Annotated in this window: 14 protein-coding genes; 8 read left to right on the forward strand and 6 right to left on the reverse strand. The window is 63.4% G+C overall.

Annotated elements, in window-relative coordinates; translation table 11 throughout:
• The first annotated feature begins 34 nt into the window (after window positions 1–34).
• The 3 genes from BMI91_RS02735 (at window position 35) to BMI91_RS02745 (ending at window position 4,161) form a co-directional block, all read left to right on the forward strand.
• Complete coding sequence (locus BMI91_RS02735; protein ID WP_078519556.1) at window positions 35–1,009, forward strand: TAXI family TRAP transporter solute-binding subunit; 975 nt, start codon at window positions 35–37, stop codon at window positions 1,007–1,009.
• Window positions 1,010–1,117: 108 nt separating this feature from the next.
• Window positions 1,118–3,733 carry a TRAP transporter permease gene (locus tag BMI91_RS02740; RefSeq protein WP_244176538.1) on the forward strand — a complete coding sequence of 872 codons (2,616 nt, stop codon included), beginning with the start codon at window positions 1,118–1,120 and terminating at the stop codon, window positions 3,731–3,733.
• Entirely contained in the window at window positions 3,730–4,161 is a 432-nt protein-coding gene (locus tag BMI91_RS02745) for a universal stress protein (RefSeq protein WP_075776036.1), read from the forward strand. The genes BMI91_RS02740 and BMI91_RS02745 overlap by 4 nt, the downstream gene beginning before the upstream one ends.
• Before the next feature lie 102 nt (window positions 4,162–4,263).
• Here BMI91_RS02745 and BMI91_RS02750 read toward each other — a convergent pair whose 3' ends face one another.
• Both BMI91_RS02750 and BMI91_RS02755 read right to left on the reverse strand, forming a co-directional pair.
• Complete coding sequence (locus BMI91_RS02750) at window positions 4,264–4,929, reverse strand: acyl-homoserine-lactone synthase (RefSeq protein WP_078603878.1); 666 nt, start codon at window positions 4,927–4,929, stop codon at window positions 4,264–4,266.
• A gap of 73 nt (window positions 4,930–5,002) precedes the next feature.
• On the reverse strand, window positions 5,003–5,578 hold the full coding sequence (locus tag BMI91_RS02755; RefSeq protein WP_158522070.1) for a response regulator transcription factor: 576 nt from the start codon (window positions 5,576–5,578) through the stop codon (window positions 5,003–5,005).
• A gap of 126 nt (window positions 5,579–5,704) precedes the next feature.
• Here BMI91_RS02755 and BMI91_RS02760 point away from each other — a divergent pair, with 126 nt between their 5' ends.
• The 5 genes from BMI91_RS02760 to BMI91_RS02780 all read left to right on the forward strand — a co-directional run bounded on the left by BMI91_RS02760 (window position 5,705) and on the right by BMI91_RS02780 (window position 10,803).
• The gene (locus tag BMI91_RS02760; protein ID WP_078603880.1) at window positions 5,705–6,136 is read left to right on the forward strand and encodes an autoinducer binding domain-containing protein; all 432 of its coding nucleotides are present in this window, start codon (window positions 5,705–5,707) and stop codon (window positions 6,134–6,136) included.
• Window positions 6,137–6,451: 315 nt separating this feature from the next.
• Entirely contained in the window at window positions 6,452–7,504 is a 1,053-nt protein-coding gene (locus BMI91_RS02765) for a UDP-glucuronic acid decarboxylase family protein (protein WP_078603881.1), read from the forward strand.
• Window positions 7,501–9,315, forward strand: a complete 1,815-nt coding sequence (locus BMI91_RS02770; protein WP_078603882.1) for a glycosyltransferase family 2 protein — start codon at window positions 7,501–7,503, stop codon at window positions 9,313–9,315. Before BMI91_RS02765 ends, BMI91_RS02770 begins: the two co-directional genes overlap by 4 nt.
• 32 nt (window positions 9,316–9,347) lie before the next feature.
• Window positions 9,348–10,259: a glycoside hydrolase family 26 protein gene (locus BMI91_RS02775; RefSeq protein WP_093476858.1), complete on the forward strand. Its 912-nt coding sequence runs from the start codon at window positions 9,348–9,350 to the stop codon at window positions 10,257–10,259.
• Window positions 10,260–10,548: 289 nt separating this feature from the next.
• Window positions 10,549–10,803: a hypothetical protein gene (locus tag BMI91_RS02780; protein ID WP_146683994.1), complete on the forward strand. Its 255-nt coding sequence runs from the start codon at window positions 10,549–10,551 to the stop codon at window positions 10,801–10,803.
• Window positions 10,804–10,857: 54 nt separating this feature from the next.
• Here BMI91_RS02780 and BMI91_RS02785 read toward each other — a convergent pair whose 3' ends face one another.
• Genes BMI91_RS02785 through BMI91_RS02800 form a run of 4 tightly spaced genes read right to left on the reverse strand, consistent with a single transcriptional unit; the run spans window position 10,858 to window position 17,531 of the window.
• On the reverse strand, window positions 10,858–11,664 hold the full coding sequence (locus BMI91_RS02785; RefSeq protein ID WP_078603883.1) for an efflux RND transporter periplasmic adaptor subunit: 807 nt from the start codon (window positions 11,662–11,664) through the stop codon (window positions 10,858–10,860).
• 12 nt (window positions 11,665–11,676) lie between these two features.
• Window positions 11,677–13,671: a preprotein translocase subunit SecA gene (locus BMI91_RS02790; RefSeq protein ID WP_078546404.1), complete on the reverse strand. Its 1,995-nt coding sequence runs from the start codon at window positions 13,669–13,671 to the stop codon at window positions 11,677–11,679.
• Window positions 13,664–15,814 carry a hypothetical protein gene (locus BMI91_RS02795; RefSeq protein ID WP_078599401.1) on the reverse strand — a complete coding sequence of 717 codons (2,151 nt, stop codon included), beginning with the start codon at window positions 15,812–15,814 and terminating at the stop codon, window positions 13,664–13,666. The genes BMI91_RS02790 and BMI91_RS02795 overlap by 8 nt, the downstream gene beginning before the upstream one ends.
• A gap of 1 nt (window position 15,815) precedes the next feature.
• Window positions 15,816–17,531, reverse strand: coding sequence for an efflux RND transporter periplasmic adaptor subunit (locus BMI91_RS02800; RefSeq protein WP_146683996.1), 1,716 nt, complete (start codon window positions 17,529–17,531; stop codon window positions 15,816–15,818).
• Window positions 17,532–17,818 lie beyond the last annotated feature (287 nt).

A 17,818-nucleotide genomic window follows, 5' to 3' on the forward strand; every position in this document is an offset into this window, starting at 1 on the left:
CCGAGACCCAAAAACGACCAACGGGAGTTACTCAATGAAAAAGTTCTTCAAACTCGGGGCCATCGCGGCCGTCGCCGGTGCGCTGTTCGCGCCCGCGGCGAACGCAGCCGACGAGACCTTCATCACGATCGGGACCGGCGGTGTGACCGGCGTTTACTACCCGACCGGTGGCGCAATCTGCCGCCTGATGAACAAGAGCCACAAGGAAACCGGCGTGCGTTGCTCGGTCGAATCCACCGGCGGTTCGGTCTACAACATCAACACGATCCGTTCGGGCGAGCTGGACTTCGGCATCGCCCAGTCGGACTGGCAGTACCACGCCTACAAGGGCGACTCGAAGTTCTCCGATCAGGGTCCGTTCGAGAAGCTGCGCGCCGTGTTCTCGATCCACCCCGAGCCCTTCACCGTCGTTGCGCGTGCCGATAGCGGCATCAAGAACTTCGCCGACCTCAAGGGCAAGCGCGTGAACATCGGCAACCCCGGTTCGGGTCAGCGCGGCACGATGGAAGTGCTGATGGACGCGATGGGCTGGAAAACCTCGGACTTCGCGCTCGCCACCGAGCTGAAGGCCGCCGAGCAGTCGAAAGCGCTCTGCGACAACCAGATCGACGCGATGGTCTACACCGTGGGTCACCCCTCGGGTTCGATCCAGGAAGCCACCACCTCGTGCGACGCGACCCTCGTGAACGTCACGGGTGACGCGGTCGACAAGCTGGTCGCCGACAACCCCTACTACGCGAAAGCCACCATTCCGGGCGGCATGTATCGCGGCAACCCCGACGACACCCAGACCTTCGGTGTGCGCGCGACCCTCGTGACCTCGGCCGATGAGCCCGATGATGTCGTCTACGCTCTGGTGAAGTCGGTCTTCGACAACTTCGACGAGTTCAAGAAGCTGCACCCCGCTTTCGCGCATCTGACGCCGGAAGAAATGGTCACCAAGGGCATCTCGGCTCCGATCCATCCGGGCGCTCTGAAGTACTATAAGGAGCAGGGCTGGATTAAATAAGCCCTGCGTATAACTGGGCGGGCGCGCTTGCGTGCCCGCCTTTTTTAGTTTCAGCTTTAAGATCATGCCGGAACAGGCGGACGGCCCTGTGGGCCGCTAGGGGGAACGATGGCGGAAAATCGCGCCTTGAACGAACAGGAATTACAGGAGCTCGTCCAGGCTTCTGACAGCGGGGCGCGCAGCCCCAAGGGTTGGGTCGGGCTCATGGTCGCCGTGGTGGCGCTGAGCTGGTCGATCTTTCAGGTGCTTCTGGCCTCGCCCATCGGGCCGTATGTGCTGCCGGGCGACCTGATCAACAACGCCCGCCAGATCCATCTGGCCTATGCCATCTTCCTCTCGGCGATGGCGTATCCGCTGTTCAAATCCTCACCCAAGGACCATGTGCCGTGGTATGACTGGATCCTCGCGGTCGGCGGTGCGCTGCTCTCGATGTACGGCTATTTCTTCTACCAGAAGATCGTCGACAATGGCGGGCTCGCCGATATGCAGGACGCCTATATCTCCGTCCTCGGCATCATCTTCCTCTTCATCGCAGCCTATCGCACGCTCGGGCCGATCATGGTCCTGCTGGCGATCGTGTTCCTGTGCTACGTCTTCTTCGGCTCGTCGGAGTTCTTCCCCGAACAGATCCGCTGGGCCGGCGCGAGCCTGCGCAAGGCCATGTCGCATATGTGGATCACCTCCGAGGGGGTGTTCGGCATCGCGCTTGGCGTCTCGACCAAGTTCGTCTTCCTCTTCGTGCTGTTCGGCGCGCTTCTCGAGAAAGCCGGCGCGGGCAACTACTTCATCCAGATGGCCTTCGGCGCGCTCGGCCACCTGCGCGGTGGCCCGGCAAAAGCCGCCGTCGTGGGCTCTGCCGCGACCGGCCTGATCTCGGGCTCGTCGATCGCGAACGTGGTCACCACCGGCACCTTCACCATTCCGCTGATGAAGCGCGTGGGCTTCTCGGCTGAGAAGGCGGGTTCGGTCGAGGTGGCCTCTTCGGTCAACGGCCAGATCATGCCCCCGGTGATGGGCGCTGCCGCCTTCCTGATGGTGGAATATGTCGGCATCTCCTATCTGGAGGTCATCAAACACGCCTTCATCCCGGCGATCATCTCCTACATCGCACTGTTCTACATCGTGCATCTGGAGGCGGTGAAAAACCGGATGCCGACGATCGGCGACCGCGTGGTCTCGGTCTGGCGTACGGCCTTTGGCATGTTCGCCTTCTTCGCGGGCTTCGCGGCCCTGTGCTACGCAACGCAATTCCCGGTACGCCTCATCACCTCGATGGTGCCCGAAGGCGCGGCCTGGGTTCTCGCTCTGCTCGTCGTCGTGGTCTATCTCGGCCTCGTCTGGGTCGCCGCGAAAGCCCCCGATCTGGAGCCGGACGACCCGAATTCGGAGATCGTGAAGCTTCCCGAGATCAAGGACATCTACAAGGCGGGTCTCTACTACCTGCTGCCGATCGTCGTGCTGGTCTACTTCCTGATGATCGAGCGCAAATCGCCCGGCCTGTCGGCCTTCTGGGCCTCGTTCCTGCTGTTCTTCATCCTGCTCACGCAGAAACCGCTCAAGGCGATGTTCCGCGGCGAGAATGCGCCCATGAGCCGCTTCCGGGAAGGCGTTCTCGACCTGATCGGCGGCATGATCGACGGCGCGCGCAACATGATCGGGATCGGTCTGGCCACGGCCACTGCCGGGATCATCGTGGGCACCGTCTCGCTGACCGGGATCGGTCAGGTGATGGCCGATTTCGTCGAGTTCCTCTCGGGCGGCAACCTGATCCTGATGCTGATCTTCGTGGCGATCCTGTCGCTGATCCTCGGGATGGGCCTGCCGACCACGGCGAACTACATCGTCGTCAGCTCGCTGATGGTGGGCGTGGTCGTCCATCTGGGCGCGCAGTCGGGCCTCGTGGTGCCGCTGATCGCGGTGCACCTGTTCGTGTTCTACTTCGGGATCATGGCAGATGTGACACCACCGGTGGGGCTAGCGAGTTTCGCGGCGGCGGCGGTCTCTGGCGGCGATGCGATCAAGACGGGCTTCACCGCCTTCTTCTATTCGCTGCGCACAGTCGCCCTGCCCTTCGTGTTCATCTTCAACACGGACCTGCTGCTGATCGACGTGACCTGGTATCAGGCGATCTTCGTCTTCATCGTGGCGACGATCGGTATCCTCGTCTTCACCGCAGGCACGATGGGCTGGTTCATCACCCGTTCGAAGATCTGGGAGACGGTGGCGCTGCTTCTGATCGCGTTCACCCTGTTCCGTCCCGGCTATTTCATGAACATGATCGAGCCGCCCTATAACGAGGTGCCGCCTGCCAATATCACGCAGCGTCTCGACAAGGCGCCGGTCGGTCGCGAATTGCGGCTGGTCTTCTCGGGGCCCGATTACACAACGGGCGATCCGAAGGATATGACCGTGCTGGTCAAGGTGCCCGAGGGCGCGACGGGTCAGGACCGGCTCGACAAGCTCGGCCTGAGCTTCACCGAGACGGACGGCAAGATGGTCGCGGACGAGCCGATGTTCGGCACGGAGCTGCAGACCAAACTGCAGGGCTTCGACTTCTACGGCGACAATCCCGTCACCCTGTCCAACGTGAAGGTGCCGAACGATCAGCTTCCCAAAGAGCTGATGTTCATCCCCGCCTTCGCCCTTCTCGCGCTCATCGCTTTCCTGCAAAATCGGCGCAAGGAAGACGATGACGCGGCCTTTGCTGAAGGAGAACCGGCATGACCAATACCATTCTCTGCGCGATCGACATGAACCGCCCCAAGACCGAGCGCAAAGTGCTCGAATGGGCGGCGCGGCTGGCCAAGATGGAAGACGCCCAGCTCGACGTGATCACGGTGGTGCCCGATTACGGCTCGGCGGTGGTCGGGGCCTTCTTCTCGGACGATCACACCGCGAAGGCGAAGGAGCATGCGCGCGAGCTGCTGCATGACTTCGTCGCCGAGGTGGTCGGCCCGGAGGTAAACGCGAAGGTGCGCCACATCGTGGGCGTCGGCACCGCCTATCACGAGATCCTGTCGCTGGCCGAAAAGGACGGCGCGGACATGATCGTGCTCGGGGCGCACCGCCCCGATCTCAGCGATTACCTGCTCGGGCCGAACGCCGCGCGGGTCGTGCGACACTCGAATTGCTGCGTCTTTGTCGTGCGCTGAGCGCGCGACCGACGCCGAAAGCTAAGGGCGCGCCCGGACGATGGGCGCGCCCTTTTTCTATCGGAGCCCGGATCAGGCGGCCCCGGAACAGGCTGCCCTAGATCAGGCGGCGGTGTGCAACTGGCGCGGGGCCGACTGAGCTGCGATCACACAGGCTTCGGCCATTTCACGACGCCGCTGCGTGGAGTATTCCGCAGGCATCCGCAGCGCCGCGTATTGGCGCCCATCCTCGTCGTTGCGATAGGTCGGGCCCATCCGGCTCACATCGTAGCCAAGCTGGCGCAGCGCGCGCATCAGGGCGAGCGAGGAGAGGCAGATCAACTCGTCCGCACCGCGTTCCCTGGCGCGCTCCACCAGCCCGTCGACGATGAGCCGCAGACAGGTCGAGCGTTCCGCCTGCGTGGTGAGCGCGTCGGAAATCACCAGCCGCGTGCATTCCCAGACCCTCTCGCTCGCGATTTCGGTCGGCAGGATTTCCGGCGGGATATGGGGCAGCTTCCCCAGATGCGCGTCGCGCAGCATGTAGGTGTTGCCGCCCCAGATCGCCACGGTCGACATGACCCTTGCCCCGCCCACCACCTGCCCGTCCTTCAGCACGAGCGAGTAATGCGCCAAGGGCGTATCGTATTGATCCATTTCTACTTCGTCATTATGCGGCACGTCCCAACCGAGCGTGTCGACGAAGACCTCCTTGCGCAGGCGCAGGAAGTCGTAAAAAGCGGTGCCGAAGCGGTGAAGTTGCGAGAATTCGAAAGTGCAGTTTTGCATTGGAGCCTCCTTCTGGATAGCTCCATCGAAACCACGAATTTGTGAAAAATTCACTCTTTTAGGTTGTATAAACCTAGATCAGTCGCCTTGAAGTCGCGATTGCGAGCATTTCAATCGCATTTCGCGCCCCCAGTTTTCGGCTCGCAGAAGACAGCCGCGCTTTAACGCCGCTTTCGGAAATTGCGAGTTCCGCGGCGATCTGTTTGATCAAGAGCCCGTCGGCGCGGAAGCGGATCGCCTCGAGTTCGGCATCCGTGAGCGAGCGTTGCGAGGCGTCGACATGCAAGGCCTTGAGCATATCGAAAGCTTCATGAAGCTCGGCATCGGTGAAATCGCGATCCGACCGGAACAGGACCGCGTGGCTGCGGCGCCCGGCATCGCTTGGCGTGTTGTAAGAGATCGTGGCGGCGTAGGTCAGCCCCATCCGGCGGGCCATGCCGACGACGTCTCGGGGATCGTCCTTCAGGTCGACCCAGCGCACGTAACCGACATTGTGATAGACCCAGTGCATCGAAGGGTCCTGCACGACCAGTCCATGCTGGGTGTACATGTCGACCCAGTCGCTGTTCAGACGGTTGAGTTCGGCTTCGGGAAATGCATATCCAACCCTGAGCGCGAGGTAAAACCCGGCCGGGGCGATTTCATTCAATCGCGTTTCGCAATCCCTCAGTTCCATATTCTGATGGTCAATTCACTTGCACTCACTGCGGTCGCAGCCTACCGTCGCCCGCGACGCTGCAGCCTTGTACCAACAACCTAAAGACGAATTCCCGTGATGGAAACAGCAAACCGCAAGGAAATCGCCAGCCTGCTCGAGCAACTCGGTCAAACCTGCGACACAGGTTTCGCGTTTGCCCTGCATATCCGCTTCACCCGTCCGAACATCCTTTATCGCACATATCCCGAGCCGTGGATCGATGAATATAGCGAAAAGGGCATGATGATGGATGACCCGGTCGTCCTTTGGGGCATGCAGCATGAGGGTATCGTCCGCTGGGAAGATCTCGACGACCCCAAGGGCGTCCTGAAAGGCGCGAAATCCCATGGACTTTACAATGGCCTGACCTGCGCAGTGCTGGAGAATGGCTCTCGCTCGATTTCGGGATTCACCCGGTCCAGTGCCCCCTTCTCCGAGGCCGAAGCGCAGGACCTACTCGAGAAGACCCGGCGCCTGCACACCCTGACGGCGGGTCTTTCCGACCTCTGAGAAAAGGCGCTTTTGTGCCTTTCCCGGCTCGATTGTCTAAATCGAATCAACGGATAGCCGCGAAAACGAAAAGTCGAACCGGCAGCGCCACACTCAACCCTAACGTGCAAAGTTCATCTAACCGGAGGTTGGATTTTTTCGACCTTCCGAATTTCGCTCGAAAAGCTTTGCTTTCGCTTGATCGGCCCGAAATTCGCCCCCTACGCTTTTGAAATATCTGTAATCGGGATCGACGGGCCTGGTCCGGCCCAGAGCGATTAAGTCGACCTCAAACCGGACTGGGCAGTCGTTGCCGTTCTTCTGTGGGGGGAGAACATGACGCATCTGCCACGTTTCGAGACGCAAGATATCTCTTGGGCGCCGCCGCGCCGGCATAGGGGGCAGTTACGTTGCCTGGTTGCCGGAGGGGCCGGGTTTCTGGGATCGCATCTGTGCGACCGGCTGATCGAAGCCGGTCACGCCGTGATCTGCATCGACAACCTGCAGACCGGGCGGACACGAAACATCGCCCATCTGCTGGACCATCCCGATTTCACCTTCCTCAGGCATGACGTCATCGCCCCGCTGCAGATGCATGGCGAGATCGATCGGATCTTCAATCTCGCCTGCGCGGCCTCGCCGCCGAAATATCAGCTCGATCCGCTGCACACGTTCCAGACCTGCATCGCCGGGTCGCTGAACCTTCTCAGCCTGGCCGAGCGGACCGGCGCGCGCATCCTGCAGGCCTCGACCTCCGAGGTCTACGGCGACCCGGACATCTCGCCTCAGCACGAAGACTATCGCGGCCGGGTGAACACCACCGGGCCCCGCGCCTGCTACGACGAAGGCAAACGCGCGGCAGAGACGCTGTTCCATGATCTTCAGGCCTGTCGCGGCATCGACACCCGCATCGCGCGGATTTTCAACACCTACGGGCCGCGGATGGACCCCGAGGATGGGCGCGTGATCTCGAATTTCGTGACGCGGGCGATCCGCGGCACGCCGCTTGAACTCTATGGCGGCGGCACGCAGACGCGCTCGCTGTGCTATGTCGACGATCTGATCAGCGGACTGGTCGCGCTGATGGAAAGCGAGACGGTCGGCCACGATCCGGTCAATCTGGGCAATCCGGGCGAATATACCGTCGCCGAGCTGGCCCATATCGTGCGCGACATGTGCGAGAGCCGGGCGCCGCTCGTCGTCTCGGATCTGCCGCTCGACGATCCGATGCAACGCTGCCCCGACATCACCCGCGCCGAGACCCGGCTGGGCTGGCGTCCGGAGATCGCGCTGCGCAGCGGCCTCGTGCCGACCATCGCCTATTTCCGGGCGGAGATAGCGGGCGTTGAAACCGCAACCGCCCCGATAACCGCAACGGCCGCCGAATGATCCAGCGCCCCGACATACGCGCTGCGATCGAGGCCGGACACCTCGCGCCCATCCTCACACCGAGGCAGGCACTGCGCTATCGGGTGCTGTTTGCGCTGTGGATGCTCGCGACGGTCTATTTCTGGAGCTGGTGGCTGACACCGTCGCATGTCCTTTCGACGGTTCCCTATTTGATACTCACGGGCGTGCTGATCTGGCTTCTGGCAATGCAGATCTACTTCTTCGTGATCTTCCTGCAGGCGGTCCGCCCCTCCTCGCCCCTTCCGGAGCCGGGTCGGTGGCGCGTCGCGATGATCACGACGAAAACTCCATCCGAACCCTTTTCGGTCGTTCGTCGGACATTGGAGGCGATGCTCGCGCAGGACTATCCGCATGACACGTGGCTCGCCGACGAAGCGCCCTCGCCCGAGACGCGCGCATGGTGCAAGATCCACGGGGTGAAGATCTCCAGCCGCCACGGCATCGCGGACTACCACCGGCAGGAATGGCCGCGGCGGACCCGCTGCAAGGAAGGCAACCTCGCCTATTTCTACGACCACTGGGGCTATCGCGATTATGACATCGTAAGCCAGCTGGACGCCGATCACGTCCCGCAACCGGGATACCTGCGCGAAATGTTGCGCCCCTTCGCCGATGATGCGGTGGGCTATGTCAGTGCGCCGTCGATCTGTGCGTCCAATGCCAAGGAAAGCTGGGCCGCGCGCACGCGGCTTTATTTCGAAGCGGCCTTCCACGGAGTTTTTCAAGCGGGCTACACTGCAGTATTCGCGCCGATGTGCATCGGCTCTCATTACGCTGTGCGCACCTCCGCGCTGAAGGAAGCTGGCGGTCTAGGTCCCGAACTCGCGGAAGATCACTCGACCACGCTCCTGATGAACGCGGCGGGCTGGCGCGGCGTTCACGCGATCGACGCGATTGCGATCGGCGATGGCCCGGCGACTGTGACCGACCTGATCACGCAGGAGTTCCAGTGGTCGCGCTCGCTGCTGAGCCTCCTTCTGCGCTACATGCCGGACTATGTCGGCAAGATGCCGTGGCGGCTGAAGTTCCTCTTCGTGCTCTGCCAAAGCTGGTATGTCTTCTTCGCGCTCTCGATGTCGATGATGTATGTCGCCCCGATCATCGCCATCAGCTTCGACATGCGCTTTGCCGACGTGACCTATCCCGCCTTTATCGGACATGTGCTGCCCGCAGGCACGGTGACGCTGATATTCGCCTTCATGCTGCGGCGCGATCAGTTCTTCCGTCCGCACGACGCCAAGATCATCGCGTGGGAGAAAGCACTCTTCGTGATGATGCAATGGCCTTGGGTGCTCTGGGGATGCGTGATGGCCGTCTATGACCGGCTGTCGGGCAAGTTCGTCGATTTCCGGATCACGCCGAAAGGCGAAGCGGCCTCGACGATGCTGCCGGAGCGGATCATCGCCGTTTACGGTGGACTGGCCCTGGGGGCCTTGCTGCCGGTTCTTCTGGTGGACAACGTCATCGAGGCGCGCGGGTTTTACCTCCTCTCCATGTTCAACGCCGCGTTCTATTTCGTCTTGCTGAGTGTGATCTTCGGCGCGCGCGCGCGCCGCGTTCAGATCGATTGGCGCGGTTGGCCGCGCGACATGGCGGTTCAGATGGGCACGCTGAGCGTCATCGTCTCGCTCAGTTTCGGAGCCCTTTGGCTCCGCGGCGGCGAAAGCGTCTACGCGCTCATGATCGGGCTGAAATCGGTTCAGCTCGCAAAGGTCGAATACATCGTCTCGGGGGCCGGCATGGGCGCTCCGGGACAAGCGAAGTTCCACGTCAAACCAAGCTGGAAGTGACGGGGCTTCGCACTGAAAAGGAGGAGACTGACATGGCTAATTATTTGATGACCCGTCGCGAGATGATGGCCGGTGCCGCGGCGTTGGGACTGACAGTATCGGCGCGGCCGGCGTTCGCTGCGGATGTCAGCGTGCCGCCCGGCTCCTTGCCGTTCGGGGTCTATGATCCCGATGGTGACTTTGCGGATCTTTCGGGCGTGGTGATCGAGCACCTGTTCCTGCCCTGGGAGGACGTTTTCCTTCCCTCGCTGAACGACGCCGACAGCTACGCGCTCGAACGAAACCGCGCGCTTCTGGTGACACTGGAGCCCTGGACATGGTCGCGCTCGGAGCGCAACACGGCGCAATATCTGCGCCGCGGCATCGAGCGAGGCGAATACGACGCCAACATGATCGCGGTGGCCGATGTGCTGGCGACGCTGCAAAGCCCGGTCACGCTACGCTTTGCCCATGAGATGGACGACAAATCCGGCCAGTTCATCTGGTCGGACTGGAACCCCGACGACTACATCGCGGCCTATCGCCGGATGACCGACGTCGCCCGCGACCGGGCGCCGAAGATCAATCTGATGTGGTCCCCGCTGGGCGACGAGAACATGGGCGACTATTACCCGGGTGACGATTACGCCGACATCGTGGGCCTCACCGTCTTCGGGCTGCAGGCTTGGGACCAGGCCAAGTTCGGGCGCGATCAGACCTTCGACGACATCTTCGCGCCCCGCTACGCGCGGGCTGCAACCTATGGCAAACCGGTTGCGGTGGCCGAGCTCGGCTATGTCGGAAACCAGTCCTATGTCTCGATGTGGCGCGACCGGGTGCGTCAGGAATTGCCGGACTATCCGAGCCTCGTCGGTGTAAGTTACTTCAACCAGCGCGAGGTTTACCCGTGGCCCGAAGGCTTCGGCGCGCCGGATTGGCGAATCAAGAACCAAGTTCTGACCTGAGCCACCATAGGTAGTGGCGATTTTTCGCCTACAACACCACTGCTAGACAAGACATTGAAGCTGCGCGGGAATTTCTCTCGCGCAGCCTCTTTGCATTTCGCCACAAATCCGCCCGCTTCCCGCCACGTCACCTACCAACTTGACCCGTAGGCTGAGATCGACCAATCCTGCTGGCACGAGGACGCAATCGGCCCTCTTCCGCGCAGACGGGAGGGGTCAGACCGCAACGTGAGCAGACAGGATTACAGTTCCGATGACGTTTTTATCCGTGAAAGCGGCCCGCCTTGTCGTGGCCGGCCTGATCTTTGCAGCCCCGCTGAGCAGCGCCCATGCGCAACAAGCTGGCATGCTGGACCTCAAACCGATCCGTGTTTCCGCCAAAAGCACCGCCGGTCAGGGCGGCGCAAAATTTGACTGGCTCGCCGGTCGCACCAGCAAAGCGCAAGCCACGCCGCGCGTCGTGCAGACCCGGTTCATCGGCAAGGGCAAATGGATTTGCTCGCCCGCCGGTTTCGGCAAGAAAGCAAGCTGCTTCCAGCGCTGAACGCAGCCCCTGCGCTTTAAGTGATGGCCCTGCCACGACAGGGCCACGTCACGCTCATTCGGCGGGGAAGCCCACGGTGCAGTCGATCCCGGCGGGCAGCTTGCCCTCGGGATTGGGCAGCGCGAGGCGCACCCCGAACGTGTCCGACGCCGCATCGAAAACCTTGTCGACGACGCTCACCGTTGCGTCATACTCGCCGCCCACGGGCGCTGCGGGATAGACCTTCAACACCTGATCCTTCTTGACGCGGTCATACATCGACGTCGGCAGGAAGACCTCGACATGCAGCGGATCGATCTGCGCGAGCTGCGCGATCGGCGCTTGCGAATAGACATATTCGCCCGGCCCCATCATCCGCGTGATCACCAGCCCGTCGATCGGCGAGCGGATCTCACGCCGCGCCAGCTGCGCCTCCACCCTCTGCAGATCGAGTTTCGCCAAATGTTGGTCCATTTGGGCCGAGCGCAGCTCCAACTGGGCCACTTCGGCATTGGTCTGGGCCTCCTGCACCTGCGCATCGGCCATCACGTTGCGCTTGCCCATCTCGGTCGCGCGGTCGGCGGCCTTTTGCAGCAGCGCCACCTTAGAGCGCGCGATGTCGATCGGCCCCTCATCCTGCGCACGCTCCTTGGCATAGGTCAGCTGCGCCTCTTCGGCCTTGGATTCCAGCTTCGCGATCGGGTCGCCCTTCTTCACGGTATCCCCGCGCGAGACGAAGACCTGATCGATCACCCCGTCCACCGCCGAGCCGATCTCGAGCACCTGCCCCGGATCGATCAGGCAATCGAAGCGCTCCTGATCCTGCGCGAGCGCCGCGCCGGGACCGAGGGCGAGAAGGAGGGTGATGGAAGTAAGCCGCATGGGTGGTCCCTTTCAGTTGCCCCTGCCGCTGAAGGCGAGCAGGTCTTCGAGATTGTCGTCGGCGCGCAGAAGCGCCTTTCGCACACCGGAATGGCGCGCTTCGGTCGCGCGTTGCGCAAGCCGGGTCACGGGCGCGCCGATCAACCACGGCACGCGCCCCTTCCCGCTTGAAAACATGCGGGTCAGACCGGAAAGCCGCGTGCCGTAGAAGACCCGCAGCAGATCGTCGTCGAGCGAGACGAAGGTGACGAAACTCCCCGGATCGCCCTGCCGTCCGCAGCGCCCAAAAAGCTGGCGGTCGATGCGGCGCGCGTCGTGGCGACCGGTCGCGATGACATGCAGCCCGCCGAGGTCGCGCATCTGTTGGTCGATGCGAATGTCGGTGCCACGCCCGGCCATGTTGGTCGCGACCGTGATCCGCCCATGCCCGCCCGCTTCGGCGATGATATGGGCCTCGTGCTCGGTCTCGCGGGCGTTGAGCACGCGATGCGTCAGACCTTCTTCGGTCAGGAGCGCGCTGATCTCTTCCGAGGCGGCGATGGATTGCGTGCCGATCAGGATCGGGCGGCCCGTCATATGGACGCGCTTGGCCTCGGCCAGCACGGCGCGCCATTTCTGATCGGCGGTCGCGTAGTGCCGCTCACCAAGGTTCTTGCGGCGCGAGCGGCGGTTGGTCGGGATGCGCTTCGTGCGCAGCCGGTAGACCGCGCGCAGCTCGCCGGAGACTTCGGCCGCGGTGCCCGTCATGCCTGCCAGCGTCAGATAGCGGCGGAAGAAGCGTTGGTAAGAAATCCGGATCAGCGTCTCTTGCCGCCCCGTGATCTCGCAGCCTTCCTTCACCTCGATCATCTGATGCAGCCCGCGCTCCCACGAGCGGTCGGACATCACGCGGCCGGTATATTCATCGACGATCTGCACGCCCGCCTCATCGACGATGTAATGCTTGTCGCGGTGATAGAGATGCAGCGCCGAGAGCGCCTGCCGCGCCAGTTCCTCGCGGTGAATCTCGGTGGCCCAGACGCCGCCGAAATGCGCGCTGAGCTGGCGCAGCCGCGCCTTGCCCAGATCGGTCAGTTCGACCTTCCATTCCTTCTCGCGCACGGTGAAATCGCGCGGGCGCGTCAACTTGCGCCCGATCTCGACGGCGCGCTGATAGGTCTGCTCCAGCCCCGAATGATCGCCGGCCCGGGTGATAATCAGCGGCGTGCGCGCCTCGTCGACCAGCACGGAATCCGCCTCGTCCACGATCGCGTAGCACAGCCCGCGCATCAGCAGCCTCTGCCGTTTCGGATCGGTCTTCGATAGCCCCTCCAGCGCCATATGCAGCGCGCGGGTCTCGCCCTCCAGCACCAGCCGATCCTTGAGGTAATCGAAGGCCAACTGCTTGTTCGTGCAGTAACAAATATCGCAGGCATAGGCCGCTTGCCGTTCCTCGGGGCTGAGCCCTTCGATGATAACGCCGACGCTGAGACCCAAAGCCCGATAGAGCGGCCCCATCCACTCCGCATCGCGCGCGGCAAGGAAATCGTTCACCGTCACGATATGCACCGGCACGCCCGAGAGCGCCATGATCGCGGCAGGCAGCGTGGCGGTCAGGGTCTTGCCCTCGCCCGTGTCCATCTCGGCGATCCGGCCCCGCAGCATCGCGCGCCCGCCCAGAAGCTGGACGTCGAAGGGGCGCATCTGCAGCGAGCGTTCGGATTGGATGCGCACCAGCGCGAAGGCGCGGGCCACCAGGTCGGCGCGCAGCCCCTTCACCCGCAGCTTCTGCGCCACCTCGACGCGGGCCGCGTTGAAGGCATGCGCCTCCAGCTTCGCCAGCGTCTTCTCCTCTTTCGCGACACGGCGCAAAAAGCCCGCGCCTGCCGCCGATTTGATCGAGAAGAATTGCGACACCCGCCCCACGGCGCTCGCCATCACCCGGTCGAGCGTGCCGAGGCGTTCATCCTCGCGCTCGGGATAGAAGGCGGTGAGCAGACCGGGGCGCTGGACGAGCATCTCAGACATCGTAGAGCCTCAGGAACAGCTGGCGCAGCGCGCGATAGGCCTGAAACCCGATCGGCAGAGTGCCATGCGAGAAACGCACCTCGACGCGACGACCTAGCAGCGGCAGCGCCGCATCGGGGGCCATTTCCAGCTCGAACTCGAAGACCCGCTGCAGCGTGCGCAGCCCCTTGGTGTCACCCGGGTCGACCGGAACCGTGCCGCCACCCTGCAGCCCCAGCGCGGGCGTCGGCAGGTCGCGGATGCCGCCGGGCACTTCGCGCACGATGGTCGCGGGATAGCTCTGCCCTCCATATTCAACCGGCATCACATCGACGCGGCCCGTCGCGTTGCGCACCAGATCGACATCGTCCTGACCGACCACGACGCGCAGAGCCGCCGTGTCTTCCTCGGTCAGGACGTAGGAGATCACCTGTCCGCGTTTGGCGAACCTTCCCTGCAGATCCTCGCCATTGGGCACCACGGCCAGACCCGCCCGCGGCGCGCGGATCGACAATTCGTCGAGCTGCTGGGCGAGCCGGTTGCGGTCCTCGCGTGTCGCGGAAATCTCCGCCGCGATCATCTCGGCCTCGACCCGGTCGGTGCGCACCGCTGCCTGACGCTGCAGCTCCAACCCCGCCAGTTGCGAGTCCAGCACATCGAGCCGCGCGCTGAGCAGCGGATCGTCGAGCTTGATCATCACCTCGCCCGGCTGCACCGCGTCATAGGTCGCGACCGGCACCTCTGTCACGAAGCCGCTGGTGCCGACGCGCACCTGCGCCTGCTCGGAGGGCCATGTCACGCCGCTGACGACGGATCGATACGGCGCGGGCAGGACGAAGAGGATCACGAAGAGCGCGGCAAGGATCGCGCTTGTCACAAGGACCGCACGCGGCCTGTTGGAGCGGAGTTTCGGGCTGGAAGACAGAAAGGACATGGATTTGCCTATGGGCACGAGGATCTGTGTCGTGATCGCCCAAGCCGCCAGCAGCACGCCAATGAAGAAGAAGCGGCCGGCGATATAGGTGATGATCGCGAACATGATGAAGAGGCGATAGATGAAGGCGGCGATCCCGTAGAACAGGAACCAGCGCTTCTCTGCGGGCAGCGAGGTGACGGGCTCCGCCTCCTTCATCCCGAACAGGTATTTCTGCGCGAGATAGGCGTAGTAGCGGTTCGCGCGCTGGCCGAGATTGGGGATCTCAAGCCAATCGGCGAAGACGTAATAACCGTCGAAGCGCAAGAGCGGGTTGCCGTTGAACAGAAGCGTAGAGACGCCCCCGATCAGCATCACGTTATAGGCGACCGCATGGGCCGCGCCGGTCTCGGCATTGAGCCAGACGAAGAGTGCGATCGAGGCGAGGAACAGCTCCACCATGATCCCGATGCCGCCGACCAGCATCCGCTGATACTTGTCACGCAGCGCTGAGGCGGCAGAGGCATCGACATAAGGCACCGGCACCAGAACCAGCAGCATTATCCCGATTTCATGCACCTCGCCGCCGTTCTTCTTCACCGCATATCCGTGGCCCAGTTCGTGAAACGCCTTCACCACCGGATAGACCAGCCACAGCACGAAGAGGTTCTTGGGCGTCAGCACCCGGTCCGCGATATTGTCGGTGATCGCGCCGAAATTGATTGCGGCGAAGATGAAGCCCGCGAGCACGACGAGCACCCAGATCACCGCGAAGGTGCGGGTGAAGAAGGGCCGCACGAAGGGCATGGTGCGGGTCAGGAAGGCGTCCGGGTCCCAGATCGGGATGCGGATGGCGAGCGGCGACCAAATCTTCTGCTTGATCTGCATCGACTGGTGGCGCTGATAGCGGCGGAACAGCTCGCGCCCGTCGGGCGGCACGTCGCAGATCAGCGCGTCGGCCGCGTGCAACTGGCCCATCAGCCGGATCGCCTCGTCCTGCGTGGGCGCCTTCTCGCCAAGCTGCTCGTTGGTGGTGTTCCACAGCTCGTCCATCGTGCGCTTGCCGTTCATTAGCCCGACCAGACGCCACGCGGCCGGCGAGATGCGATGGAAGCGCCCCGTCGCGATGTCCTGAACCACGAACCAGACGCGCCCGCGATAATCGTGCCGATGGATCGCGACATGCCTGCGCAGGCGCGGCTTGAGATCCTTCACCCGATACCAAGACGGAGAGAAGAGCGAGGTGGCCATGTCACGGCCACCAGGACCAGAGCGTCATGCGCACCCAGAGAACGATCCGCCGGGTCCAGATCCAGACGAGGCGGTGTTCCTCGACCTCGATCTTGGCGACCCCCTCCATGCCCGGACGCAGCGCATCGATCGGCCCGTCGGTCACGGAGGCCTCGACGAGGAACTTGTTCGCCCCCGCTTCGGCATTGGAGATCGGCGTGATCCGGTCGACCTGCACTTCGATAGGCGTGTCGGGCAGCGAGGCCAGAATGAGCGCGCCGCTCTCGCCCGCTTTCACATCCTTCACGTCGCGCTCGTCTACACGCAGCATCACGCGGTAATCATCGAGGGGGGCGACCTGGAACAGCACGTCGCCGCGCTCGATCGGCGCCCCCAGCGCCTGCGTCAGATCGCCCGAGACCACGACCCCGTCGAAGGGCGCCTTGATCACCATCCGCCCGATCTCCTGATCGAGCAGTTCGATCTGCGCATCCGCCTGTTCGATCTGGCTTTGCAGGATCAGCGCCTTGGCGCGTTCGCGCTTGGCCATGGCTTGCGAATATTCGCGGGTCTGCTTGGACTTCTGGCTTTCCCATTTCAGCCGCTCGAGCCGCAGGTCGCGGTCGTCGAGCTTGGCCATCACCTCGCCCGCCTTCACGATATCGCCCGCGCGCGCATCGGCCTCGGCCAGATAGCCCTCAATGGGGGCCGAGATCGCGCGCTGGATGCGGCCTTCGATGGTCGCATCGGCGGTCACGCGATACATGCCCTTGGCGAACCACGCGAAGGCCAGCAACGCGACCAGCGCAATTGCGGCCAGTTTCAGCGCCGCATGATTGGGGCCGAACAGCGCCTTGAACGTATTGACGCTCGCATCCCATGTCTTCGCGGGCAGCCAGCGGTCCTCGCGCCGCTTGATCGCCAGAACGGGACCGAGCAGCACGCCCGCATATTCCGCCATCTGGATCGTGTCGCGCCCGAACGGCTCGCCCGCCGGGCGTTCCAGCACCAGCGCGCCGACCAGTTTCTTGTCCTCGGTCAGCGGCACCGTGCAGAGCGTCGCCCCGCCCTCGGTTTCCGACAGGGTGGCATGGGCGCGCAGCACCCGTTCGGACCCGTCCTCGGGCGGCGGATAGCTTAGCACCGCCTGCTGGTCGATCGCCTCGTCCATCGCGGCCTCGATCGCGCGCACGAGGTTGGACCGCTTGCCGAAGCTCGCGGAATTCGACAGTGCCCGGACGCGCGCATGACGCCCACGGGTCAGGCCGATCGCGACCAGTTCGCAATTCAGAACGCCCGCAAGTTCAGAGGCCACCGCGGTCGCCGCTTCGGTGAAGCGATTGTAATGCAGGCTGGTCGCGAGCAGTTCGATCACCGAGGCGAGGCTGTCGCCCGAGCCGCCCTGCTTGCGGCGCAAAAACGCCTCGAGCCAGCCCGAGCCCCATTGCAGCTGATCGATCGCAAGGTCGGTGCGCGCCTCCGGATGCGCGCCGATCTGGATCGCCGCCGCACCGCGGAGCTGGCCCTCCATACGGATCGGCACCGCGATGGCCGCGCCGCCTTCGCTCAGCGTCTCGATCACCATGCGCTCGGCATGGATCGCGCCGTCGATGGCTGCCATCAATTCGCGTTTCGGTTTCGCATTCTCTGGCCAGACCGCGGCAGGCTCGAACCGGCTGCGCCCGATCCCGGCCAGCACCACCAACCCCTGTTCCAGACCTGCCACCTGTCGGGCCATCGCGGCCAACCAAGCCTGCGATACCTGCGCGCGGTCTGTCCCTGCTTTCAGCCTGCCGAGGGTTTCGGAATCCAGAAATACCGAGCCCGTCGCCTCGCCAGACGTTGTCCCTGCATGTTGCTGCAAAATTGCTCCCTCGAGGGTGCTCCCCAGCACCCTTCCCGTGTCCGCTTATGTCCCTGAAAGTGCCGATTGAACGGCCAAACTCGCTCCCTTACGCAAAGTAAACGAGCAGTTCCGGATTCAATCAAGAAAAAACGTGGCAGTTGAACGCATTGGCCTCTGCG

Origin of the sequence: Thioclava sediminum (assembly GCF_002020355.1) — a bacterium.
Lineage (GTDB): Bacteria > Pseudomonadota > Alphaproteobacteria > Rhodobacterales > Rhodobacteraceae > Thioclava > Thioclava sediminum.